The organism is Pseudoalteromonas sp. KG3 (assembly GCF_030436385.1).
GTDB lineage: Bacteria > Pseudomonadota > Gammaproteobacteria > Enterobacterales > Alteromonadaceae > Pseudoalteromonas > Pseudoalteromonas prydzensis.
This window is the reverse complement of the sequence record NZ_CP098523.1, coordinates 2703861-2727129: the sequence shown is the minus strand read 5'-3', so window position 1 is coordinate 2727129 and position 23269 is coordinate 2703861. Positions and strand designations below refer to the sequence as shown.

The window sequence follows — 23269 nt, the reverse complement described above, 5'->3', positions numbered from 1 at the left end:
TAATGAGCGAGAAAACCCGCCTAGCTAAATACCTTGCCCATGCAGGCGTCTGCTCTCGTAAACAAGCCTCACGTTTAATTGATGACGCGCTAGTAAGCGTAAATTCTCGCCCTGCAAACCATATTGATCACGTTGATGATAGCGACGATATTCGTGTCAATGGCAAGCGCATTCAAGGTAAAGCCGCACTGGTTTATTATGCCTACCACAAACCTGTGGGGATCGATTGCAAGCTTAATCAACATGATCCAAGCAGCTTAATTCATCATCTACCAACAGCGACCCGAGTTTATCCAATTGGCAGACTAGATAAAGATTCTCGAGGCCTGCTAATACTGACTAACGATGGGGAGTTTTGTAATCAGCTGATCCACCCTGACTTTCACCAACCAAAACGCTATTTGGTCACCGTTGATAAACCTTTGGATGACGACTTTTGTCAAAAAATGGCCCAAGGTGTTCCTGTAAATAAACAAATCACCTTACCTTGTACGGTGGAAAAAATAGCTCAATGCCAGTTCAGTATTATTTTAAAGCAAGGCCTTAATCGCCAAATCCGGAAAATGGCGCATTACTGCGGCTATAAAGTTATAGACCTCTATCGAGAGCAAATTAGCGATCTTAATTTAGCAACACTCGATTTAGCCGAAAACAATCACCTTAAAATCAATAAATTCGATATTTTAAAAAATTAATTAATTTTTGCACAAATTAGTTGCAAAAAATGATTACAGGTGTAATCTTAATTTAAAGATTACATTTGTAGGCTATATTGATGATTGAATTATCCAAAGCAGAGTTTGAAGTACTTGATGCACTTTGGCTTAGCTACCCAGCTACAGCAAGCCAGATCATTGAACGTTTAAGCGATGAAAAGCAGTGGCACGAAAAAACCATTAAAACCTTACTCGGTCGTCTTGTTAAAAAAGGCGCTCTGAGCTTTGAAAAAGATGGCCGCCAATATATTTATACCCCCTGTATGGAACGTGCTGAATACACCCTCAAAGAAAGCCAAAACTTTATTGAACGATTTTTTAGTGGCCGCATTGCACCTTTAGTAAGTGGTTTTGCGAAATCAGAGCAACTTTCTCAACAAGACATCAACGAGCTTAAAAAAGTCATTGATGACTGGGAAAAGCAGCAAAAGTAAGGATTCAAGATGCTAGAAATAACTTTTAACTGGCTTATTGAGCAACAGTGCCTGCTCAGCATCCTGATAATTAGCCTGCTTCTTTTAGAGCGCTATGCATTAAAATGGCTCAGTGCAAACTTTGTCTATAAGCTGTGGCTGTTAATTCCCGTTACGCTGCTACTCGCTAATTTACCAGCGCACTTAAAACCACTCCAAAATGCCGCAATAAGCACTATGCTGATCACCCCAAATCAAGCCTTGCTGCCTGATTTCAGTATTAATTGGGCGCTGCTATATGGCCTTGTATTGTGTTTATTAGCTTTTATCGCCATGTTGTCACATCAACGCTTTATCAAACAACTGCGTTTGACTGCTCTTAACGATGAGCTATTTGCTAAGGATAATCCAGATATTCAGTTACTACAAAGTGATGCTATCAGTACACCGATGGTGATTGGTTTATTACGTACTCAGTTAGTGCTGCCAACGGGCTATCTGCAGAAAACCGATAGCGCTTCGTTAAAACTCATCATTGAACATGAACAAGTACATATAAAGCGCGCCGATAATCTACTCAATACGTTGCTACTGATGACGACTTTGCTGTTTTGGTTTAACCCATTAGCATGGCTAGGATACTTGAGCTTTAGACGCCTGCAAGAGCTTTCATGTGACGAAAAAGTACTAATCAATAAGAGCACCCAACAACGAATTTTATATAGCAAGGCCCTCATAAGTTGTGCTGCGAATAGCCGTGCAGGCTTGATGGCTTATTCATACTATGGAGATAAAAACACTATGTTACAACGACTCAATCAAATCAAACATAACGGCAATAGTTCAATGATTGCCAAAGGGGCACTGCTGATTTTCGCCGCAGGCATGTTAAGCAGCGTGGCGATTGCTAAACAACCAGCAGCAAAAACCGCTAAGCAAGCAATTTCACCGACTATGCGAATTGAGCCTTTCTACCCAATACAAGCTGCTGAACAAGGTATAAGTGGTTCAGTGGTTTTAAAGTACGATATTAATCCAGCAGGAAATACGGCCAATATCTCGGTAGTTAATGCTAAGCCTGAAGGCGTATTCAATAGGGAAGCGAAAAAAGCATTAAAGCAGTGGCAATACAAGCCTTCAGATTCAGGCTTTAAAGATGTATTGGTACAGCTAGACTTTGCTATAGATAAGCATTACACATCAGAAGATCTAATTGAAAAAATAACCGTCGCGGCTAAATAGGTAATAAAACGCAAAGACCCTAAAGCAAGCGCCTTGTTTAAGCCGCTTGCTTTGGCGTTTTAGTTGTTTTTAAATACACACAACAATCATGGCAACTGCGGTTGCTAATCCAGCAAACCAGACTAATGAGCGCAATACATCTAAATTTAGATAATAAAAGATACAATATAAAACACGCAAAATAATATGGGCGATAGCTAATAATTCAGTAACTTGATGAACATTATTAGTTCCTAAAACAACCGCTAACGCCACTGCAAATACTGCCAGTGATTCAAAGCAATTTTGATGTGCAGCCAACGCTCTTGCACCAAGGCCCGTTAGTTTAGACTACTGCTCTCTTGGGTGTTTATTGTCGTAGCCATTTAGCTTGTTCATCGCAATCGCTAAGGGTGCTTTTGCAAGGTAAGGCATCAACACAGCGAGTAGCGCACAAATTAATAAAGTAGTCATTGTTGCTCCTTATCATTATTCTCATCAACTTAACATAGCTAAGTGGATAGTGTAAAAAATCGAGCAATAAAAAAGCCGCCATTGCTTACTAAACAATGGCGGCTAACAATAACATCACTTTAACTATAGCTCAGTGCGAGTATTTTGCAGCTGTGACATATTGTCGCAGTTGAGATATTTTCATTTTTGCTATTCTTAGTTCGCTTTAGAACCTCGGCACTGATACCGTATCCAACTCCCTTACTTGTTGTTTTTTCATTATGACTTGGATATTTTTAACAATTTTAGCCGCTTTTATGCAGTCATGGCGCAACGCTTTACAAAGTAAGCTAAGTGCACATGTCAGTGTTGCCGGCGTTACTTTAGCGCGCTTTATACTGGCAAGTCCGCTTGCATTAGCTTATTTAATTGCATTATATAGCTACCAAGATGCGCCACTGCCCACTTTCAATGTTAGCTTTATGGGTTACATTATTGGCGCCAGCATAGTACAAATTATTGCCACAGGGCTGATGGTAAAATTATTTAAAATGAACAACTTTGCCGTTGGTGCTGGACTTGCGAAAAGTGAAGCGTTGGTTGCTGCTATTTTAGGAGTGTTATTTTTTGGCGCGACACTATCTTTACTCGGCTGGCTTGGCGTATTTCTAGGTTCAATTGCAGTATTGTTATTAAGTGGTATTACTAATATTAAGCACTTTAGCCTCAAAACCGCCTTGTTAGGTTTAGCTTGTGGCACTGCATTCGCCCTTTCTTCATCATGGATCAGAGAAGCAAGCCTAAGCTCAGGACTTGCGTTTCCTTATTCTGCCGCCTGGGTTTTACTGCTTATTATTAGCCTACAAACTATCATGCTCTGTGGCTACATAGCTGTACGGGAACGCCCTACATTTCGCGCAATGTGGGAACATAAAAAAACCACCAGTGCCGTCAGCTTTTTTAGTTGCATTGGTTCAATTGGCTGGTTTAGTGCGATGAGTTTACAACATGTCGCCTATGTTAAAACCTTAGGGCAAGTAGAAGTATTTTTTACTATTTTGATCTCAGTGTTGTGGCTCAAGCAACCATTAAAACGCCAAGACAGCGCAGGGCTGCTATTAATTGCCATTGCGGCGGTGTTAGTGATGTTGCCTTCGATATAAGCAACAACGGCGGCTCACTGCAACGTGGCCGCCTTTCATTTTTTAATCCACTGGATTAATGACTAATTTTTAAGGTGATCACGCCGCTGATGATCATCAACACACCGGCAATACGACCAAATGTCGCCGCATCGTTATAAAATAAAATACCGACAATAAATGTTCCAGCAGCACCAATACCAGTCCATACCGCATAAGAAGTACCCATGGAGATATCACGTTGCGCCAGCCACAGCATAAAACCACTGGCGACCATAAACACCACTGCGATACCTATACCCAACCAGCGGTTTTCTCCATCCTGTGACATTTTTAACCCCACAGGCCAACCAATCTCCAATAAACCGGCAATAATTAAATAAATCCACGCCATTAACTTTCTCTCTTTTTCAATATTACGTCATATAAGTCTTTACGACGGTCTTTTAAATTACGCACTGTGCCCTCACTGTGCAGCACTTTTAATTTATCCATATCTAAATCACTAAATAACAGCATTTCAGTATTGGGGGTTGCTTCATTAAGCGTCGCATCATGAGGGAATGAAAAATCAGACGGTGTTAATACTGCTGATTGTGAATACTGCACATCAAGACTTTCTACTTCCGGTAAATTACCCACAGAGCCGGCAATAACCACGTAGCATTCGTTTTCAATCGCCCGTGCTTGTGCACAGTGACGCACTCGTAAATAACTGTTTTTGGTGTCAGTCCAAAATGGCACAAACAAAATATCTAACCCTTGTTGCGCTAAAATACGCGACAGTTCAGGGAATTCCACATCGTAGCAAATTTGAATACCAACACGTCCGGCATCTGTATCAAATACCGCTATTTTATCACCGCCTTGGATCACCCAGTCATTTTGTTCGTGCGGGGTGATATGAATTTTACGTTGTTCATCAATTTTACCGCTACGGTGACATAAATAACTGACATTATAAATTTTATCGCCTTCGGCCAAGGGCATTGAGCCGGTAATAATATTAGCGTTATATTCAATTGCCATACGCGACATCGCATCACGGAAAGTCTCTGTATATTCAGCGAGATAACGAATAGCCTCGGTTTGATTTCTTTGCTCTGACAGCCCCATCAATGGCGCATTAAAAAATTCAGGGAAGAGAATAAAATCACTTTTGTAATCAGACACAGTATCTACAAAGTATTCAACCTGAGTAAGCATTTCTTCAACCGACTCAACACTGCGCATTTGCCACTGCACCGCACCAACACGTACTATCGATTTTGTTGATTCAAGTACCGTATCAGTCGGTTCAAACATAATGTTATTCCACTCCAATAACGTGGCATAACCAACCGAGTTTTGATCTTCAGGTAGGTATTTTTTAAGTAGACGCTTCACTTGAAAATCATTCGATAATTGAAAACTTAAAATTGGGTCATACAACTCTTTATGATCAACTTTGGCAATATATTCTGTTGGGCTCATGTCATTACTGTGATTGTAATAACGTGGGATCCGTCCACCAGCCAAAATAGCCCGCAGATTATACTGACGACACAATTCTTTACGCGCATCATAAAGCCTGCGCCCTAAACGCATACCACGATGAGTAGGCGAAATAACCACATCCAACCCATACAGCGCATCACCATCAGGGTCACTAAATACCCGGTCATGGCCGTCAACAATATCTTCATAGGTGTGCGGATTAGAAAAACGCGTGTAATCCACTTGCACACTCAGCGCAATCCCTACCAGCACGCCATCATCCACCATGCCCAACTGCCCTTCTGGGAACTGGTCAATCAACCGAAATATAGTATGGCTTGGCCATGCACCACCTAAATCTGGATAAGCTTGATCCATCAAGGTTTTTACTTGTGGATACTGCTCTTTCGTTAAATTACATATCTCAAGATGGGTTTTTTCTGCCGACATACACAACTCCTTTAGGCGTAGGACATTAAATTTGATATTCAATACGAGATCATACCTGTTCAGCTCTGAACGTTTGCTTAGTGCAGCATACTTAGCGCTGGTTTATTTTTAAGATAGCACCAACAACTGTATTGAAGTAAGTATAAGTAGGTATAATTTTTAATTTTACACCTCTTTGCACATTTAAAGCTCACTTACAGGTAAGATTGTGATCTCATGAATTAGTGTTTGCGGTAATAGCGGCGTTGGTTTCGCAGCTACGTAGTCATCAAATCCTGCGCGATAAAATGGCGATAGTGGATGCCCTGACTGGCCCCCAGGTATTGCCATTATGGCGTTTTCTAAATGCCCAGGCTGAGCAATAAAGCGCTGCGACGCCCCAAAACTTCGCCCCTGCACTGCTGGCATATAACTATCGCCAAACCCTGCGGCGGTCGGCATATTTAATAATTTACTGAGCTGCGGTATTTGCTGGGCGAATGGATGCTCAATAACTAATGCATTCACTGTACCCCACTGCCAAGCATGTAAGTTACTCCCAAACTCTGCGGTTAACTTGCTGACAACTTGATTAAATGAGTCAGATAACTGCGCATCCCAATCGCTAAATTGTGGGTTTAACCAGCTACTTGGTTGCTGCTCAATTAACAGCCATATCGCCGGTTCTAAATCTCGCTTAACATACTTTAACGAGCCATCATGAGTATGCAATGTCGCTTGCATAGCTGAAAACACGCTATTAATGACTTCATCACGGTAACGCCTAACCAAGGTATAACCTATTGACGTTGCACAAGCGCATGCTTGCCAGTTTTCAAGCTCTGCTATGTATTGCTGATTAGCCGTACTATTTTTATTCAGCTGTTTTAGCAAGAGGCTATGCCAAGGTTGTAAAAAACGCGCCTGGTTATCATGTTGTAATTGGTTAAAATCAGCTTCATTAAATTGCTGTTTTTCATATAAACGGTCGCGAATTTGGCTCGAACGAGCCCCTAACGCATACCCACCATTACCAAAACGTAAATCATCTTCAGCCGATACCACTCGAGAGTTTCCAGTCCATAAACGGCCATCAACAGGATTTTTAACCGCTGGTCTTTGTTGTTCATTTTGCTGCCAACCCGTTGAATAATCACTGGCCGCTACCGCCAACTCACTGGGTTTAATACGCCTAGGAATTGCCCCCATATTTTTCCAAGCCGCATTACCTTGGCCATCTACCACCATTAAGTTTTGTACCGGGATCCCTACGTCACTGGCTATGCTCAATGCATCATCCACGGTCTTTGCTTGTTCTAATTTCAATAAATTCATATCAACGGCGTAGGGTTGATGCCCTACCCAACTAAGCGCATAAGGCTGACCATTAATTTCTTTAACGGGCCCAAACTCACTCAGTGTAAGCGGATATTCCTCAAACGATCCATCGGGTAACGCTAAGTGTTCAACTACTTGCCATGTTTTATTGTTATCCGTTAATGCAATCCAATCCGCAGTATCGAGGTAGCCATTAGTAAACCCCCAGGCAATATTGTTATTAGTGCCTACCACAATGGCGGGTGCGCCAGGTAAGGAAACCCCTGTCACTTGGCTCGCTTCTCCTGCCATTGCATAGTTAAGTTGCGCACGATACCAAATAACCGGCACCGCCATCGACAAGTGCATATCATCCGACAGCATCCCAGCCCCAGTGGTCGTTAACTGCCCAGTCACTGCCCAGTTATTGCTACCACGCTCTTGGTTTGCATCGATACTTAATAACGCTTGCAAGCTTTGCTTAGGAAACTCTGGAATACCTAATGTATATGGGGGGAGGTTACTGCCATCTAAAGCCGCTTGATACTGACTGGGTTGCGTTAAAAAGCTGACCATTTCAGTACCATAAATATCAGCAATTTGAATAAGCGCCTGATCCCGCTCAAAGGTCGCAGTTTGTAAGTCTAAATACATACTGAAGATCACCAACAAACTGTCTTCACTACGCCAAGGTTTTTGCTCTGCGCCCGTTAAGATGTATTCAAAGCTAGTAAAACCAATTTGCGCTAAGCCTTCATTAACGCCTGCAGTGTAACTTACTAATAATGCTCGATCGGCCTCTGGTAATTGCTTAACAATGGCCGCACTGCGCTTTCTTAATTGATGAAAACGCATTTTCTTATCTAACCCTATTGCCGCCTTACCAAATAACTCACTCAATTCACCTGCCGCATTACGACGCAATAAATCCATTTGAAAGAACCGGTCTTGACCATGCGCAAAACCTAAACCATAGGCAGCATCAAGTCGGTTCTCGGCTGAAATAACCGCTTGGCCAAGTTGATCCCGAGAAATTTTCACCGCCTGACTTATATTATGGCTTCGCCCCTTACCATCTAACGCCGGTAAACTGATTGCCAACACGCCATAAATAACAGCCGTTGCAGCTAACCCTAAAATAACGATTGCCAACACCAACCACTTGATTATTTTAAACATGAACCAGTCCTTTCACTGTGAGTTAGCTCTATCATAACCATAGTTTTATGAAAAATAATGTTCTGCACTAATTTTCGCGTAAATAAATTACAGCGTTCCATATTTAGCTCCTTCACAATGACGGTAAGCTCGTTCATCTGGCAGCTAACATGCGGTTATTTAAATAAAAAATAAACAACCCTATCTATCAGTACTATTTTTATTTACACGATTAATTGACTATAGTTGAACAGCCGTTTCTTAAATGCACAAGTCGCAAATGCCATTGTTACATACTCATGATCACAAACAGATCTATAAATTTAAACTGACATTTTGGTGTTCGCTGTTTTTTATATTATTGATCGGTCTAGCCATCGATCAGATTAGTTATAACCGTGCTCAAGCGTCTCATCGGCTATTGATTCTATCTGAGGTGAGTAGCTATAAAACTCAGCTAGAATCAACATTAGTGTCGAATATTCAACTAGTGCGAGGTTTAGCCGTAGCAGTTGCCGCAGAGCCTAATTTAGATCAACACAGATTTGCACAAATCGCCGCGCCATTATTCGAAACCTCGTCCGAGCTGCGTAATATCGGCGGTGCACCTGATATGGTGATCCGCATGACTTATCCGCTTGCAGGCAATGAAAAAGCGATTGGCCTAAATTTTTTAGAAAATAAGGCGCAACGTGCTGATGCAATTCGCGCGCGTGATAACAATGAAATAGTGATGGCAGGCCCACTCACTTTAGTTCAAGGTGGCGAGGCCTTAATTGCCCGAGTCCCTGTTTATCTTCCCCCTGATAAACATTTTTGGGGATTACTCTCTGTGGTACTCGACATTGACAAAATATACACTAAAGCAGGTATCTACGAATTAGAAGAACATTACGATGTGGCCATTCAAGGGCGTAATGGCTTAGGGTCTCAAGGGGAGTTTTTCCATGGAGATCCGAAAATTTTAGAGCATGACCCACTTTCGTTTAGCTTAACTTTTCAAGGAGGAGAATGGATAATTTTTGTTTCTCCAAAAGCAGGCTGGACACCACCAAGCTCTGCAATCTGGCCGTTAAGGTTAGCAATTTTTACGATCTGTGGGCTATTAATTTTGGCATTTTTAGTTTTCTTAAAAATGCTCAATCGTCAGCTACAAAATGAAAAGATGCTAGTCACCATGAGTAGCCTAGCAAAAATTGGCGCCTGGTCATTTAACCTAGAAACGCAACAAGTATATTGGTCAGATATGACCAAAGAAATTTTCAAGTATCCTTTAGATGAGCAACCTAGCTGGCCAAAAAACCTGGCTTACTTTAAAGCCGGAGAAAGCCGCGACACGATCAAAGCACTGGTAGAAAGAGCGATCAAATACGGGGAAAGTTATGAAGTAGAACTGGAAGTCATTAATGCTCAAAACCAATCCGTGTGGGTATTAGTGCATGGCGAAGCAGAAATTCGTAATGGCCGCTGTGTGCGGATTTTTGGTTCGTTGCAAAATATAAACACCCGTAAATGTATAGAACTAGAAAATAATAAAACCGCCCTGCACAACGAAGCTCTTGCCTCTCTTACCGTTAATAGCGCAGTGTTAACGGGGAATTTAAAACAATCAAAAGCTATTATTACCCAATCAGTGTGCGATGCCTTAAATGTCGAACGCGCCAGTATTTGGCTGTTCAATGATTCAAAGGATCAATTACAGTTATTTGCCCTCCACGGCCAGCACGCTCCAGATAATACGATATTGCAAACATGGCAGCAAAGTGAGCTACCACATTTTTTTACCGCCATTAATCATCAAGCGGTGATCTGCGCCCCTAATACACTTAGCAACGAACTGACAACGCCACTCACAGAGCACTATTTAGCGCCTTTAGAAATACAATCTATGCTAAGTGCTTCTATTCCAGCAGGGAGCGGCGCCATTGGTATTGTCTGTGCAGAGCATTGCCTGCATCCACGCACATGGTCTAGAAACGAAGAAAGTTTTCTAATCGCTGTGGCCGCTTTTAATTAAAAATAAGCACATTTTAATTATTGATAGCTGCCCTTTAAATAGTGCACTTGCTCATAAACAGCTGCAAGTATGGGGTGCACATGCTGAAATTGTGAGTCATTACCCAACTATCACTACGTATTTAACAACTAGCAAAGCTGAAATTGATGCTATATTACTTGATTATAGCTTTATTAAACAAGTTGATAGCGCAGTAATAAAAGCACTCCAAAACTACCTAAATGAGCATCAAATAAAACTAATCCTAATGGCGCCAATGAGTTTCTCGCAAGCACACACCAGCTTGCCTATTAATATTGACTGCATGATATTTAAGCCTTTGACTCCCTCTGATTTATTTGACTCTCTGGCTAATGACAAGTTTATTGAGCAACAGCAAAGTAACCCCGTACCACATACCAAGATTGCAATTAACAACCTAGACTCTGCAAATCAAGAGAAAATTTTGCTCGTAGAAGACAACAAGGTCAATCAACTGGTTGCCTCTGCTTTATTAAAGCAAGCTGGAGTTAATTTTGATATCGCTGAAAACGGCCTTGAGGCGATAGCAAAACTAAAAAATAATGTTGCCCAGCCATACAAATTACTATTAATGGATTGCCAAATGCCTGAAATGGATGGCTATCAAGCAACTCGTGCTATTCGTAATGGGGATGCTGGAGCGCATTATAAAAATGTTCCGATCATTGCTTTAACCGCCAATGCGATGCAAGGCGATAGAGATAAATGCCTACAAGCAGGTATGAGTGATTATCTAACCAAACCGCTCAATTTTGAGACGCTTAATCCGAAACTTCAACAATGGCTTGATAAACAATAAAAGTGTAAGCTTAGGCATAACAACAGAAGGATTTATTATGCAACTTACAGCTATTGAACAACGTGTGATTGGCTGCTTACTTGAAAAACAAAGCACCACGCCAGAGCATTACCCGTTGTCTCTCAATGCATTGACTAACGCATGTAATCAAAAATCGAACCGAGAGCCGGTATTAACCCTAAGTGAAACACAAGTACAAGAGGCGCTAGACACTTTAATCGCGCAGCGCTTAGTCACACAAGATGAAGGGTTGTCGGGACGCGTTACTAAATTTGCACATCGTTTTTGCAACACCGAGTTTGGTAACTTACAATTTACAGAACAACAGCGCGCCATTATTTGTCTCATGTTATTACGTGGCCCACAAACGCCTGGTGAATTAAGAACCCGCAGTAATCGACTTGCAGAGTTCAATAATGTGAATGAAGTTGAATTAACACTAAATGCCTTAATCGACTTAGAGTTTGTAGTAAAACACCCTCGCGAACCAGGTAAACGTGAAAGCCGTTACAGCCATTTATTTGCTGATCCACAAAGCGCCATTACTGTTGCTGTTGAGCCACCTGAGTTGCCCTCACTTAAAGCAGCTGAACTCAATGAGCTACTAACAGAAATTGATGAGTTAAAAGTAGAATTACAAAAAATTAAACAACACCTAGGGCTTTAATTTAGCCTCTGGCAATAACATAATAATGACAACATAAACTATTAGGAGCCAGCATGCGTGCCGAGATCATGGCTGAAATGAAAGTTCAACCGAAGATAGACGTTGAGCAAGAAATAACCCGACGCGTTAACTTTATCAAAAACCGCCTTGTGGCAGCACACTCACGCTCTCTGGTGCTGGGGATCAGTGGTGGCGTAGATTCATCTACCTGTGGCCGTTTATGCCAACTCGCCGTTAATGAATTAAATGCACAGCAACAAACTGACCAATATCAATTTATAGCTGTTCGCTTGCCCTACGGCATTCAAGCCGACGAAGCTGAAGCACAACTTGCGGTTGACTTCATTCAACCAAGTAAACGCCTAACGGTTAATATCAAACCGGCCGCAGACGGTATGCATCAACAAGCATTGGCGGCGGTGGTTGGCTGTGGTGAAACACTGCCTGAACAAGCACAAATTGATTTTATTAAAGGCAATGTTAAAGCGCGCCAACGTATGGTTGCGCAATATGAAATTGCCGGCTTTTGCCAAGGGCTGGTAGTAGGTACTGACCATAGTGCTGAGAACATCACTGGTTTTTACACTAAATTTGGTGATGGCGCCTGTGATTTAGCCCCTCTATTTGGTTTATCAAAGCGCCAAGTGCGCGCTCTGGCAAAACAATTGGGAGCACCTGATTTACTGGTAAATAAAGCGCCCACAGCTGATTTAGAATGCGATCGTCCAGGTCTTACCGATGAAGAAGCTCTTGGTTTAAGTTATGAACAAATTGATGACTTTTTAGAAGGCAAAGACGTCAGTGATGAAGTCACTGAAAAGCTCATTGCTATTTATCATCGCACTCAACATAAACGCCAAGCCATTCCAACAATTTACGATTAATTTCACAAGACGAAACTGAGTGTAGGCCAAAAGCAATAAATAGCCTGCACTCATGATCCTTCTCTTATCGTCAACCGTAATATACAACACAGTCATACAGTGGTGACTTTGCCATGCTAATAGGTGAAACATTACTGTAATTTAGTTTATAGTTATCCCTATAAGTAAATCGCGTAACATAGAGAATACAGCATTTTATGACATCGCCCATTTTAATCACTGGCGCAGGCCAACGTATTGGCTTAGCACTGGCTCAGCATTTTATTGCCGCTGGCCAAGCTATTATTGTGACTTACCGTACTCGCCATAAAACAATTGACGATTTAGCGCAACAAGGGGCTATTTGTATCGCTGCTGACTTTACTGATGATAATGCTATTGCAGAGTTTATTGAGCTATTAAAAAGCCATACTGCTAGCCTCAAAGCGATTATTCATAACGCCTCAAGCTGGGATTGTGAAGCCAATAATCCAGACAGCGCGACACTATTTGATAATATGATGCGCATTCATGCTAAGACGCCTTATTTGATCAATCTTGCCTGCAGTGAGTTATTGCAATGCCACTACGAGCAATATCATCAGCCAGCCGACATCATTCATTTAACAGATTATGTTGTCGATACTGGTAGCCCAAAACACTTAGCCTATGCAGCCAGTAAAGCAGCGCTTGATAATTTAACTAAATCGTTTGCTGCTAAGTATGCGCCACAGATAAAAGTCAATGCAATTGCACCTTCGCTAATTATTTTTAATGAACACGATGATGAAGCGTACCGTGCTAAAACGTTGAAAAAATCATTAATGGGCATCGAACCAGGTTGCCGTGAAATCATTAACAGTGTCGATTTATTACTAAATAGCCATTACATCACCGGGCGCTCATTACCCGTTGATGGCGGCAGGCACTTAAAATAACTAATTTAAAACTGAGAAATTTATGCATAATGAATTAAAAAATAGTTACCAAGAGATCATTGCCGCCGTAGGCGAAGACCCACAACGCGAAGGGCTACTAGATACACCAAAACGTGCCGCCAAAGCAATGGAGTATTTAACTAAAGGTTATCGTCAAACGTTAGACGAAATCACCAATAATGCCGTATTTACCTCTGATGCTGACGATATGGTGCTAGTACAAGACATTGAGCTTTACTCAATGTGCGAGCATCATTTACTGCCTTTTGTTGGCCGCTGCCACATTGCTTATATCCCTAACGGCAAAGTTCTGGGTTTGTCGAAGTTTGCGCGTATTGTTGATATGTACGCTCGCCGCTTTCAAATTCAAGAGCAATTGACTCATCAAATCGCTAAAGCGGTAGAAGAAGTAACTGGTGCCAAAGGCGTGGGTGTCATTGTTGAAGCAAAACATATGTGTATGATGATGCGCGGGGTTGAAAAGCAAAACTCCAGCATGCGGACATCAGTGATGCTAGGTAACTTTAGAGCAGACCCAAAAACCCGCAATGAGTTTTTGCAGCTTGTAAAAGGCTAAATCTATGGCCAATGCAATTATTAATGTAACTAACTTACGGCTGCGTACTTTTATCGGCTTTAACCCCGATGAGCGTGAAAAAAAGCAAGATGTAGTGATCAATTTAGAAATTCACTACCCCGCAGAACAAGCCTGTGAAACCGATCAAGTAGAACAAGCATTGAACTACAAAGTGATCACCAAAGAAGTCATTTCACTGGTCGAACAAGGGCACTTTTTACTGCTGGAGAAGTTGGTCGCAGAGATACTAGAAGTGTGTCATCGTCACTCTAGCGTCAATTACGCTAAAGCGCGGGTTGATAAACCCCACGCCTTGCGCTTTGCAGACTCAGTGTCACTAACACTCGATTGGGCTAAAAATTAAATCAATTGCTCTAAACCTAAGGCAAAGGCCAGCACCACTAAATAACGAGCGCCTTTGCCAAGGGTAACAATCCATAAAAAGGTCCACCAGTGAACCTTAAAAATTCCACCAACTACAGTCAATGGATCGCCAATAATCGGCACCCATGCTAAAAATAAGCTGTACACGCCATATTTTTCAAAACGCTGCTGCGCTTTATCAATATTAGCCTGTGATACCGGAAACCAGTTGCGGTCTTTAAAGCGGATCACTTGGGTGCCCAACCAATAATTAACACAACTCCCTAACACATTGCCCACCGTTGCAGTGAGCCACAACAACCAAAGTAAATACTCGCCTTTGGTGACCATCGCCGTCAGTACCACTTCTGATGAGCTGGGCAACAAGGTTGCAGATACAAACGCGGTAAAAAATAACGTTAAATAAGCCATCTAAGCCTTTTTAAAGCGTATAAAAAACCCAGCAGAAGCTGGGTTTCAGTAAAATAAAGTATGCTTTATTTTATCAAATTTAAACTAAATGGATAGTTAAACTCTTTACCGTCATTAGTTTTTATTGCGCCAATCACCACCATAATAAACCTAAATTCGGATAATAAGTGCAATTTCTCAGATTAGATGGCCAGCTGTTATAATTCGGCCATTTTCTCGCCAAAGGAAATTGCTTTAATGAAATATAAACAGCTGACACAAGAAGAAAGATACCAGATTTACGCGTTAATAAAAGCAGGAAATAACCAAAAGCAGATAGCTGAAGAACTAACTCGTTCACCGTCATCTATTTCTAGAGAGCTAAAACGCAATAAAGGACTTAAAGGCTATCGGCCTAACCAAGCCAATAACTTTGCTGAACAAAGACGTAAGTCATCTTTCAAAGCAAGTAAGTTAACAGAGGACGTCACTCACTGGATTAATAAATTGTTGCATGACGGACTTTCCCCTGAGCAAGTGGCAGGCCGCTTAGCTTTAGAGAAACAGGTCGTTTTACATCATGAAACAATTTATCAATATATTTACAGAGACAAGGCTCGTGGTGGCAAGCTACATAAGACACTCACTCGTGCATGTAAAAAGTATAAAAAACGCTATGGAAGCTATGATAAACGTGGACAGATAGTTAATCGAGTCAGCATTGATGAACGCCCAAGTATTGTGGATTCAAAGTCTAGGATTGGTGATTGGGAGGGCGATACAGTGATAGGTAAAGGGCGTAAAAATGCGCTTGTCACAATGGTTGAACGTAAAACGTTATATACAGTCGTTCACAGAATTGAAAGCAAGCATGCGAAAATAACAGCCGATGCGCTGATCACGTGTATGACACCATATAAAGGTAAGGTTATTACCGTGACGTTAGATAATGGAAAAGAGTTTGCTCACCATGAGCATGTTGCACAAAAATTAGAAGCTGATGTGTATTTCGCTCATCCCTATTCATCATGGGAGCGGGGCATAAATGAGAATACCAACGGCTTACTTAGACGCTTCTTCCCCAAGGGAACTGACTTTATGGCGCTAAGTGAAGCAGAGATACAGGCGGCAGTTGATAAGCTCAACCATCGGCCAAGAAAAACAAGAGGGTATAAAACCCCTCATGAATTATTTACGGGGCAATCAGAAGTTCTGGTGGCTGCATAATGATTGCACTTAATACTTGAATTCAAGAAATGAGAAAATAGCGACTATAGGTAATAAAATCACCCCAATAACTGCAAACATCAAAATAAAACACACTATATATGCAATAAGCATAGTGATTTGAAAATTAAGCGATTTACGGCCATGCTCCGCCACTAATGGCATCTCATCTTTTTTCACTAACCACACAATCAATGGACCAATAATACTGCCCATTGGGATTATGAATCCCGCCAATGCACTTAAATGGCATAACATAGCCCACGTACGCTGTTCTTTATCTACCACAACTGGTTCAACCTGTTGATTATCTTCCATTATCATCTCCTTGTTTTTGTTAACACCTACATGCTGACCTTTTTCAGCCTTAATGTCTAGATTTTAATCAGCGTCGTCACTACTGCTAAACTGCAATAAGTGAGCAAAACAAACACACTCAATTTAGACAAAGAATTAGGGCGTAACCTAAGTCACACCTTAATTGTAAAACGCTAGGGCCAGTTATTACTCTTTAATACCGGCTAAGTCTAAAATAAAAGCATAGTTAAGTGCGGTATCCGCTAGGCTTTTAAAACGCCCTGAGGCACCACCGTGCCCCGCTTCCATATCGATTTTGAACAGTAATTTATTATCATCCGTTTTAAACTCACGTAGTTTTGCAACCCATTTTGCAGGTTCGAAATACTGCACCTGAGAATCATGTAAACCAGTCGTTACTAACATATTTGGATAGGCCTGTTTGCTTACTTGATCATACGGGGAGTACGACAGCATATAGTCATAATACACTTTGTCGTTTGGGTTCCCCCATTCACCGTACTCATTGGTGGTCAGCGGTAAACTAGCATCAAGCATAGTTGTTACCACATCTACAAATGGTACTGCGGCAACCATGCCTTTATAAAGCTCTGGCGCTTGATTTGCCACCGCCCCCATTAATAAGCCGCCAGCACTACCGCCCATAGCAAATATGTTATCGGGTGCGCCATACTGCTGGGCAACTAAGCTTTTGGTAACATCAACAAAGTCATTAAAGGTATTCTTTTTATTAAGTAGCTTGCCATCTTCATACCAAGGGCGACCAAGCATTTGTGAACCGCGAATATGCGCGATAGCAAATACAAAACCACGATCGAGTAAACTCAAACGACCACTTGAGAAACTTGGATCCATGGTTGCACCGTACGAGCCGTATGCATATTGTAGCAGTGGATTGGTGCCGTCTTTGTTAAACTTATCTTTACGATAAACTAAACTTACCGGTACTTTTACACCATCACGCGCTGTAATAAATAACCGCTCCGATGCATAGTTATCAGCGTTAAACTCACCAATGACTTGTTGCTGTTTTAATAATGTTTTATCTCCTGTGTTTAAATCAATATCAAAGGTGCTAGCGGGGGTGGTCATGCTAGTGTAGTAAACACGTAGATTTGGGTTATCGAGCTCATTATTGCCGTATGTAGTAACCCTATAACTGCTGTCATTAAAGCTCAGCTGCTGTTCATCACCCGTGGTTAAATTACGCACCGTTAAACGAGATTGGCCCATTTCACGCTCTTTATACACTAAGTGATTAGCAAATAAATCAATCCCCTCAAGCTTCACTGCATCACGAGCTGGGATCACTGTTTGCCAATTTGCTTTATCATGCGCCTGATCTTTGTGTACTTTCATTAATTGAAAATTCACGGCGTTCAAATTGGTCACGATATAATAAAAATCAGCCAATTTTTCAATACTATACTCAAGGTTTTCTGCTCGTTCAATTAACCGCTTGGGCTGCGCCTTGACGTCATTAGCATCAATTACCGATACACCAGAAGCATTGGTACTAGCATGGAAAATATAAATTTCTTGCTGGTCTTTACTCTTACCAATACCAGTATAATAACTGGTATTGGTCTCTTCATAGATCAACTCATCTTCAGCTTGCGCAGTACCTAACGTGTGGCGATAGACTTGGTAACCTAATAAGGTTTGTAAGTCTTTTTTAATGTAATAAAAGGTTTTATTATCATTAGCCCAAACGATATCACCATCCGTGCCTTCAAGTTTATCCTCAAGCAGTTTCCCTGTGCTCAAGTCTTTGACTAAAATGGTGTAAATTCTACGGCTTACCGTATCTTCGCCATAGGCTAATAAATTACCATTTGGGCTAACTGATAACCCGGTTGCCGCATAATAGTCATGACCTTTCGCCAGCTCATTAACATCCAATATAACGTGTTGATCAGTGCCCTTGTCATCGCCACTGCGAACATAAGTCGGGTATTCATTATCCCCTCGCGTTTGTGATGAATAATAATATTGACCACGTTTAGTTGGCACGGAGTCATCATCTTTTTGAATGCGCCCTTTGAGCTCTTCAAACAAGGTGGCTTGCAAAGACTCAGTGTGTTTAAGCATTGCCTCTGTATAAGTGTTCTCTGCGTTGAGATGCGCGATTACCGCAGGGTCTTGACGTTCATCGTCACGCATCCAATAGTAGTTATCGATACGCGTATCATCATGAATAGTCATTGCAAATGGTATTTTATTGGCTACTGGCGCTGTAATTTCCTGCATTACATTTTCTTGTGCCGCAGCTTGCTTATTTTGGGCTACGATTGTTGAGTTTTGTTCTGGTGCTTTATTACAACCCGCTAAGACCGCAAGCGACAAAATCGCTAACGCAAATGAGTACCCTTTTTTCATTATTATTTCCCTAAAGTTATTATTGTTTCACTACTAGCAATATATCTAAGTACTGTCTAGTTACCTATATCAGTTTGTAAAACAATGTAAAAAGGGAGCCTAAGCTCCCTTTATATTGCATTTTCAGTTACTGATAAGTAACAATTACTTCAGTGATTACTTTTGTTTGCGACGACGCATAAATGCGAAAGGTGCTGCAAGTAATGTTAACCACGCTAATGAACCTGAGCTATCGTTATCATCGTCATCGTTAGAACGAAGATTATTAACGTCAATCTCAACGCTCACAGCTTTCGATACATAACCTTTACTATCTTCAGCTTGAACACTAAAGACAATTTCTTCATCAAACTCATAATCAATTTCACCCATAGTTACAATTGAACCGTCCAGCTCAACGCGAACTAATGTTGTACCCGATACAATAAAGCGAGTAATTGGTGAAATATCCATATCTGGATCAGAGAAGGCTAATTGACCCAGCACAGTACCAATGGCAACATTTTCATCAGTTCTGAATTTTTGACCACCTTCTATGACTGGAGCATGAGATTTAGGATCAGCAGTAACATTTAGCATAACCTGAACGATTTCAGACTCTAGACCACTATCATCCATTACTGTTACATCAAGAGTCAGAGTTGGAGTCTCATAGTAACTTAGGCTACCGGTAACAACTAACTCACCTTTTTCATTGATGCTAATTGAGTTTGTGTTTGCCACGGTGCCACCAGTAACAGTCGTCGCAGCACTTTCAAATATACTGTGCTCAAGAAGACCAATCACAGTTCCTTCAGCTGCAGACTCAATAACACTGAAGTTTTGACCTTTAGCGACAACAGGCAACTCATCAGCATCATTAGTAATCGTTACTTTAATATCCGCTTCTGCTGATTCACTACCAAGTAAATCAGTAGCTTTCACTGTTAAAATTATTTCTTTAACATCAGATTCAAAATCTAACATACTAGTATCTTGAATCATGATATCGCCAGTTTCAGCATCAAGCATTAAGCCTGGTGCAGACATATTCACAAGAGCAAAATTCGTAATACGCAGAGCTGGAGTCTCTTCGAAACTCACACGGCCAATAGTAATACCATCAAGTGCCGTTTCATTTATAGCAAACTCACTAGCTACAATATTAGGAACAGCAGGGACTGCTGGAACACCCGTTACAGAATTAATATAAACATCAGTGCCAGCAATAGAGGTCAATGCAAAGTTACCATTGGCTCTAACAACCGCTTTTTGTCCTGGAGCTAGCTGTGACAATTTAACTTCGGCATCTTCTGTCGACTCTAGAGAAACTGCTGGGTTACCTGTAAATACGGTAGACCCAACTACACTATCAGTCTCGGAGAAAACACCCGCTTGATAATTTGGGTAACCTACTGAAGCAGCAATGTTAATTGTGCTACCGAGCATATTCGCATTTAAGCCCATTAACTCACTACAACCAGAGAAAGTCACTGTATCTTCACCAGCAGAATGGTACATAGGTGTAAGCCACATCAATTGGTCCGCACCGTCAGAGTCAATTTCGCCAATGACTGTTCGGCTTCGTCCTGGGATAGCAGCAGTACGACCTACATCGTTATAGTTCATCATCACATGATCATAAACACCGTCATTATCAATATCGAGATTCATCCGAACACCGATTTGACGCATATGGGTAATCTCATCACGTAATTGAATTGAAGTGGTGATGAAAACACCTGAATCACATGTCTCAGACGCATAAGCAGCAAATGTAGTTGTGAGAATATCAAAGTCTGCATCACGGTTTTCTACACTTGTAGCAATCACAGACTCGGCGCCTGGCATTGCAACTGACGCACCTATATTAGTCACTACTAACTCGCCAATGCCATTCACTTCTTCATATGAGAAAGCTAACTCAGCACCCGCTTTAGGCAATGCATGGTAAACAATATGGAGATCATGGTCTGTATCTGCTGTTGAAGTGTCATCGAACACTAAGGCACCATCAAACTCAGCCATAGTCAGTGACGGACTACGAGCCGCTAGATCATCTTGGCTAAATGGATTATCTAGAGTCCAAGCAGGTAACTTAGTTGGATCTACAGTCATAGTTACATCAAATGTTGTTACTGCATTTGCTGCCACAGTAACATTACGAGGAATATCAAAACTTACCGCACCACTATCAACATCGTTCATGTAGCGCTCTTCAATACGAAGGTCGTATGTTTTATCTTCATCCGAGAAGTTTTTCAGCGTCACAGTTTTAGTAAAGCTCGTTACTTCAGTCATGCGCTCTAAACCAAATGATAATGCAGCTTGTTTGGTGTCAAATATCGTATCTTCAACCCATGCAGCAACCGGAAGGTTAACTGCTTTTTCCACATCAACTAAACCAGCACCAATTAAACTAATTGGTGCAAGCGGCGAATCTGGGTTAAGACTAAGTGGCTCAACAGTCACGTTTAAGTCCGCAGCGTTCATAATCGTCGCTTTAATTTCAAGCGCGCTACGTTCTGGGTGCGCTTCACGCACAAGTGCAACTGCACCTGCTGTAATAGGACCAGAAAATGAAGTACCTGTAGCTGGGGCAAGTTGATCTTGCGTACCCGTGGCTGCAACCATAATCGCTGTACCTGGCGCGGTAATTTCAGGTTTTAATAAACCATCCATTGATGGGCCACGCGATGAGAAAGAAGCTACAGCACCGGCTGTTACTTTACGCTCAACCTCAATATTGTAAGTAGGTAATTCGCCAGCGGTAAGTGCCGCCTTCATTGCAGCACCTGCAGCAAAATTGATCCCAACATTTGGAATTGTTACTTCCGCATCAAAACCACCCATAGGTGCTGGCGTACCATCATCGGTATTATTAGCAATAAATACAAATGCTGCACCACGGTTTTGAGCACTTAAAACTTTTTGAGTAAAGTTACATGCACCACGATCAATAATAACTGCTTTACCGGTAAAGTCAGTTTCTGCAGAGAATTCAACACAACCATCTTGGTTTTCATCTGGGTAAACAACTTCAGCATCAGCATCCGTCATAACAAAAGCCGTTTGCGGGCCAAAACCTGAAGGCTGAATGATTGTCTCTTCACCCGCAATAGTACCCGATGCAACTGCAATGTCGTTTGCAGGATGCGTCATTGCGCCGACTGAAAGCGCATTAGGCGTTGTCGATGGGCCACCGATACGGAACGGATGATCACCATCGTTACCCGCGGAGATTACAACGTTTACGCCTGCCTCCACAGCTTGCTGAATTAAGAATTGAGTGCCACCACCGATGTAAGTATCACCGAACTCTCCACCTAGAGACATATTGATTACATCAACACGGTCTGATGAATCACCATCACCATTTGGATCCATCGCCGCTTCTAATGCAGAAACCTGTGCTGCACTAGGGCAACCGCCGCCACATACTGAATACACATAAAGCTCTACTTCTGGAGCAATACCGGTTACAGAGTGAGAAACCGATGTACCGTGACTAGTAGCATCACCAGTTGCTGGTGCAATTGATGGATCATTCTCTATTGGGTCGGCATCGTCACGCATGAAGTCATAACCACCCATAACTTGGCCTTGTGGCCAAGTGACAGCAGTTGGATCTGCTTGAGCCGCTTCATACGCTTCAACAGTTCCTTCACCACCAAAAATTTTATGTGTGTAATCGATACCGGTATCTAATACCGCCACTGTTTGTGTTGCACCTGTATGCGTTCCACTGGTTACAATTGGTGATGCCTTAATATAATCAGCTGTTGCCGCAACATGTAAATCATAATCAAACATAGGTAATACACGTTCTACGCGAGAATCTTGCGAAATACGATCCAATGCACCTTGGCTAGCTTGTACGATAAGTGTAGGCGCCAGTATTTTAGTTGAGCCAAGTACTTTTACATTACTATCAAGAGTAAAAAGCTTATCTTGAACTTGGCTTTGTAACGCTGCAACATTATCGTAGCTTTGACGAGCCTCAGAAACACGGTATACACCCTGCTCCATCATGTCAGCTGCAGTAGTTGCTTTAAGTACAACTAAGTACGCTGATGGTTCATTTTTATTAGCAACATCAGCCTGTGATAGCGGTGTGTAGCTAGTATGTTTAAGTGCGCTATTAGTTGTTGTATTTGCATTTACAGCGCCAGCAATTAAGATACTAGATACGGCGGTTGCAATCGCCGTTCTTTTGATTAAATTATTAGACATGATATTTCCCCTAGGATATGTTATGTATTATTCTACTTATAAATGATCGAAAAATAAGTGAGGGTCTAATATAGAGCTTAGCAACCCAAAATAACAACAGTTCGATTACATACAAATTACATAAATCATAATCAAGCTACACAGAATTAAAT

Annotated in this window: 16 protein-coding genes and 4 pseudogenes; 11 read left to right on the top strand and 9 right to left on the bottom strand. The window is 41.6% G+C overall.

The window, feature by feature from the left end:
• Positions 1 to 2 precede the first annotated feature (2 nt).
• The 3 genes from NDQ71_RS12945 to NDQ71_RS12935 all read left to right on the top strand — a co-directional run bounded on the left by NDQ71_RS12945 (position 3) and on the right by NDQ71_RS12935 (position 2371).
• A complete protein-coding gene (locus NDQ71_RS12945) occupies positions 3 to 695 on the top strand; it encodes a pseudouridine synthase (RefSeq protein ID WP_192540830.1) in 693 nt (230 codons plus the stop codon).
• Positions 696 to 775: 80 nt separating this feature from the next.
• Positions 776 to 1150 carry a BlaI/MecI/CopY family transcriptional regulator gene (locus NDQ71_RS12940; RefSeq protein WP_064666829.1) on the top strand — a complete coding sequence of 125 codons (375 nt, stop codon included), beginning with the start codon at positions 776 to 778 and terminating at the stop codon, positions 1148 to 1150.
• Between the two features lie 9 nt (positions 1151 to 1159).
• Entirely contained in the window at positions 1160 to 2371 is a 1212-nt protein-coding gene (locus NDQ71_RS12935) for a TonB family protein (RefSeq protein ID WP_064666828.1), read from the top strand.
• Between the two features lie 69 nt (positions 2372 to 2440).
• Here NDQ71_RS12935 and NDQ71_RS12930 read toward each other — a convergent pair.
• A pseudogene (locus NDQ71_RS12930) lies at positions 2441 to 2824 on the bottom strand (MAPEG family protein).
• Positions 2825 to 3084: 260 nt separating this feature from the next.
• On the opposite strand from NDQ71_RS12930, the gene NDQ71_RS12925 reads away from it, so the two are divergent.
• Positions 3085 to 3966 (top strand): DMT family transporter, encoded by an 882-nt coding sequence (locus NDQ71_RS12925; protein WP_084448173.1) that lies wholly within the window; start codon positions 3085 to 3087, stop codon positions 3964 to 3966.
• A 55-nt stretch (positions 3967 to 4021) separates the two neighbouring features.
• On the opposite strand, the gene NDQ71_RS12920 is transcribed toward NDQ71_RS12925, so the two are convergent.
• From NDQ71_RS12920 to NDQ71_RS12910, 3 genes are all read right to left on the bottom strand, one after another.
• Positions 4022 to 4339 carry a multidrug efflux SMR transporter gene (locus NDQ71_RS12920; protein WP_064666825.1) on the bottom strand — a complete coding sequence of 106 codons (318 nt, stop codon included), beginning with the start codon at positions 4337 to 4339 and terminating at the stop codon, positions 4022 to 4024.
• Positions 4339 to 5871: a bifunctional GNAT family N-acetyltransferase/carbon-nitrogen hydrolase family protein gene (locus NDQ71_RS12915; RefSeq protein ID WP_192540829.1), complete on the bottom strand. Its 1533-nt coding sequence runs from the start codon at positions 5869 to 5871 to the stop codon at positions 4339 to 4341. The genes NDQ71_RS12920 and NDQ71_RS12915 overlap by 1 nt, the downstream gene beginning before the upstream one ends.
• A 183-nt stretch (positions 5872 to 6054) precedes the next feature.
• The gene (locus tag NDQ71_RS12910) at positions 6055 to 8346 is read right to left on the bottom strand and encodes a penicillin acylase family protein (RefSeq protein ID WP_301561714.1); all 2292 of its coding nucleotides are present in this window, start codon (positions 8344 to 8346) and stop codon (positions 6055 to 6057) included.
• 259 nt (positions 8347 to 8605) lie between these two features.
• Between NDQ71_RS12910 and NDQ71_RS12905 the strand changes: the two are divergent.
• From NDQ71_RS12905 to folX, 6 genes and pseudogenes are all read left to right on the top strand, one after another.
• Positions 8606 to 11162 (top strand): annotated as a pseudogene (locus NDQ71_RS12905) (response regulator).
• A 37-nt stretch (positions 11163 to 11199) separates the two neighbouring features.
• Complete coding sequence (locus tag NDQ71_RS12900) at positions 11200 to 11829, top strand: YceH family protein (protein WP_192540828.1); 630 nt, start codon at positions 11200 to 11202, stop codon at positions 11827 to 11829.
• 53 nt (positions 11830 to 11882) lie between these two features.
• Entirely contained in the window at positions 11883 to 12713 is an 831-nt protein-coding gene (nadE, locus tag NDQ71_RS12895; RefSeq protein ID WP_192540827.1) for an ammonia-dependent NAD(+) synthetase, read from the top strand.
• Between the two features lie 197 nt (positions 12714 to 12910).
• Positions 12911 to 13630, top strand: a complete 720-nt coding sequence (folM, locus tag NDQ71_RS12890; protein WP_192540826.1) for a dihydromonapterin reductase — start codon at positions 12911 to 12913, stop codon at positions 13628 to 13630.
• A gap of 22 nt (positions 13631 to 13652) precedes the next feature.
• Entirely contained in the window at positions 13653 to 14207 is a 555-nt protein-coding gene (folE, locus tag NDQ71_RS12885; protein ID WP_064666818.1) for a GTP cyclohydrolase I FolE, read from the top strand.
• A gap of 4 nt (positions 14208 to 14211) precedes the next feature.
• A complete protein-coding gene (gene folX, locus NDQ71_RS12880; protein WP_192540825.1) occupies positions 14212 to 14571 on the top strand; it encodes a dihydroneopterin triphosphate 2'-epimerase in 360 nt (119 codons plus the stop codon).
• Here the strand turns inward: folX and NDQ71_RS12875 are convergent.
• Both NDQ71_RS12875 and NDQ71_RS12870 read right to left on the bottom strand, forming a co-directional pair.
• Positions 14568 to 15002: a YqaA family protein gene (locus NDQ71_RS12875; RefSeq protein WP_192540824.1), complete on the bottom strand. Its 435-nt coding sequence runs from the start codon at positions 15000 to 15002 to the stop codon at positions 14568 to 14570. The two genes, folX and NDQ71_RS12875, sit on opposite strands and share 4 nt — an antisense overlap.
• Positions 15003 to 15067: 65 nt before the next feature.
• Positions 15068 to 15175 (bottom strand): annotated as a pseudogene (locus NDQ71_RS12870) (DUF4870 domain-containing protein); the annotation flags it as partial.
• Between the two features lie 64 nt (positions 15176 to 15239).
• Between NDQ71_RS12870 and NDQ71_RS12865 the strand changes: the two are divergent.
• Positions 15240 to 16208, top strand: a complete 969-nt coding sequence (locus NDQ71_RS12865; protein ID WP_086959932.1) for an IS30 family transposase — start codon at positions 15240 to 15242, stop codon at positions 16206 to 16208.
• 24 nt (positions 16209 to 16232) lie between these two features.
• On the opposite strand, the pseudogene NDQ71_RS12860 reads toward NDQ71_RS12865, so the two are convergent.
• The 3 genes and pseudogenes from NDQ71_RS12860 to NDQ71_RS12850 form a co-directional block, all read right to left on the bottom strand.
• A pseudogene (locus tag NDQ71_RS12860) lies at positions 16233 to 16526 on the bottom strand (DUF4870 domain-containing protein); the annotation flags it as partial.
• Positions 16527 to 16712: 186 nt separating this feature from the next.
• Positions 16713 to 18905, bottom strand: coding sequence for a S9 family peptidase (locus NDQ71_RS12855; RefSeq protein ID WP_301561711.1), 2193 nt, complete (start codon positions 18903 to 18905; stop codon positions 16713 to 16715).
• A gap of 156 nt (positions 18906 to 19061) precedes the next feature.
• Positions 19062 to 23117, bottom strand: coding sequence for a S8 family serine peptidase (locus NDQ71_RS12850; RefSeq protein WP_192540821.1), 4056 nt, complete (start codon positions 23115 to 23117; stop codon positions 19062 to 19064).
• Positions 23118 to 23269 lie beyond the last annotated feature (152 nt).

What these genes read in the sequence shown, in the direction of transcription:
- NDQ71_RS12945 (WP_192540830.1), top strand. Translation starts at nt 3, where the DNA reads ATGAGCGAGAAAACCCGCCTAGCTAAATACCTTGCCCATGCAGGCGTC.
- NDQ71_RS12940 (WP_064666829.1), top strand. Translation starts at nt 776, where the DNA reads ATGATTGAATTATCCAAAGCAGAGTTTGAAGTACTTGATGCACTTTGG.
- NDQ71_RS12935 (WP_064666828.1), top strand. Translation starts at nt 1,160, where the DNA reads ATGCTAGAAATAACTTTTAACTGGCTTATTGAGCAACAGTGCCTGCTC.
- NDQ71_RS12925 (WP_084448173.1), top strand. Translation starts at nt 3,085, where the DNA reads ATGACTTGGATATTTTTAACAATTTTAGCCGCTTTTATGCAGTCATGG.
- NDQ71_RS12920 (WP_064666825.1), bottom strand. Translation starts at nt 4,339, where the DNA reads ATGGCGTGGATTTATTTAATTATTGCCGGTTTATTGGAGATTGGTTGG.
- NDQ71_RS12915 (WP_192540829.1), bottom strand. Translation starts at nt 5,871, where the DNA reads ATGTCGGCAGAAAAAACCCATCTTGAGATATGTAATTTAACGAAAGAG.
- NDQ71_RS12910 (WP_301561714.1), bottom strand. Translation starts at nt 8,346, where the DNA reads ATGTTTAAAATAATCAAGTGGTTGGTGTTGGCAATCGTTATTTTAGGG.
- NDQ71_RS12900 (WP_192540828.1), top strand. Translation starts at nt 11,200, where the DNA reads ATGCAACTTACAGCTATTGAACAACGTGTGATTGGCTGCTTACTTGAA.
- nadE (WP_192540827.1), top strand. Translation starts at nt 11,883, where the DNA reads ATGCGTGCCGAGATCATGGCTGAAATGAAAGTTCAACCGAAGATAGAC.
- folM (WP_192540826.1), top strand. Translation starts at nt 12,911, where the DNA reads ATGACATCGCCCATTTTAATCACTGGCGCAGGCCAACGTATTGGCTTA.
- folE (WP_064666818.1), top strand. Translation starts at nt 13,653, where the DNA reads ATGCATAATGAATTAAAAAATAGTTACCAAGAGATCATTGCCGCCGTA.
- folX (WP_192540825.1), top strand. Translation starts at nt 14,212, where the DNA reads ATGGCCAATGCAATTATTAATGTAACTAACTTACGGCTGCGTACTTTT.
- NDQ71_RS12875 (WP_192540824.1), bottom strand. Translation starts at nt 15,002, where the DNA reads ATGGCTTATTTAACGTTATTTTTTACCGCGTTTGTATCTGCAACCTTG.
- NDQ71_RS12865 (WP_086959932.1), top strand. Translation starts at nt 15,240, where the DNA reads ATGAAATATAAACAGCTGACACAAGAAGAAAGATACCAGATTTACGCG.
- NDQ71_RS12855 (WP_301561711.1), bottom strand. Translation starts at nt 18,905, where the DNA reads ATGAAAAAAGGGTACTCATTTGCGTTAGCGATTTTGTCGCTTGCGGTC.
- NDQ71_RS12850 (WP_192540821.1), bottom strand. Translation starts at nt 23,117, where the DNA reads ATGTCTAATAATTTAATCAAAAGAACGGCGATTGCAACCGCCGTATCT.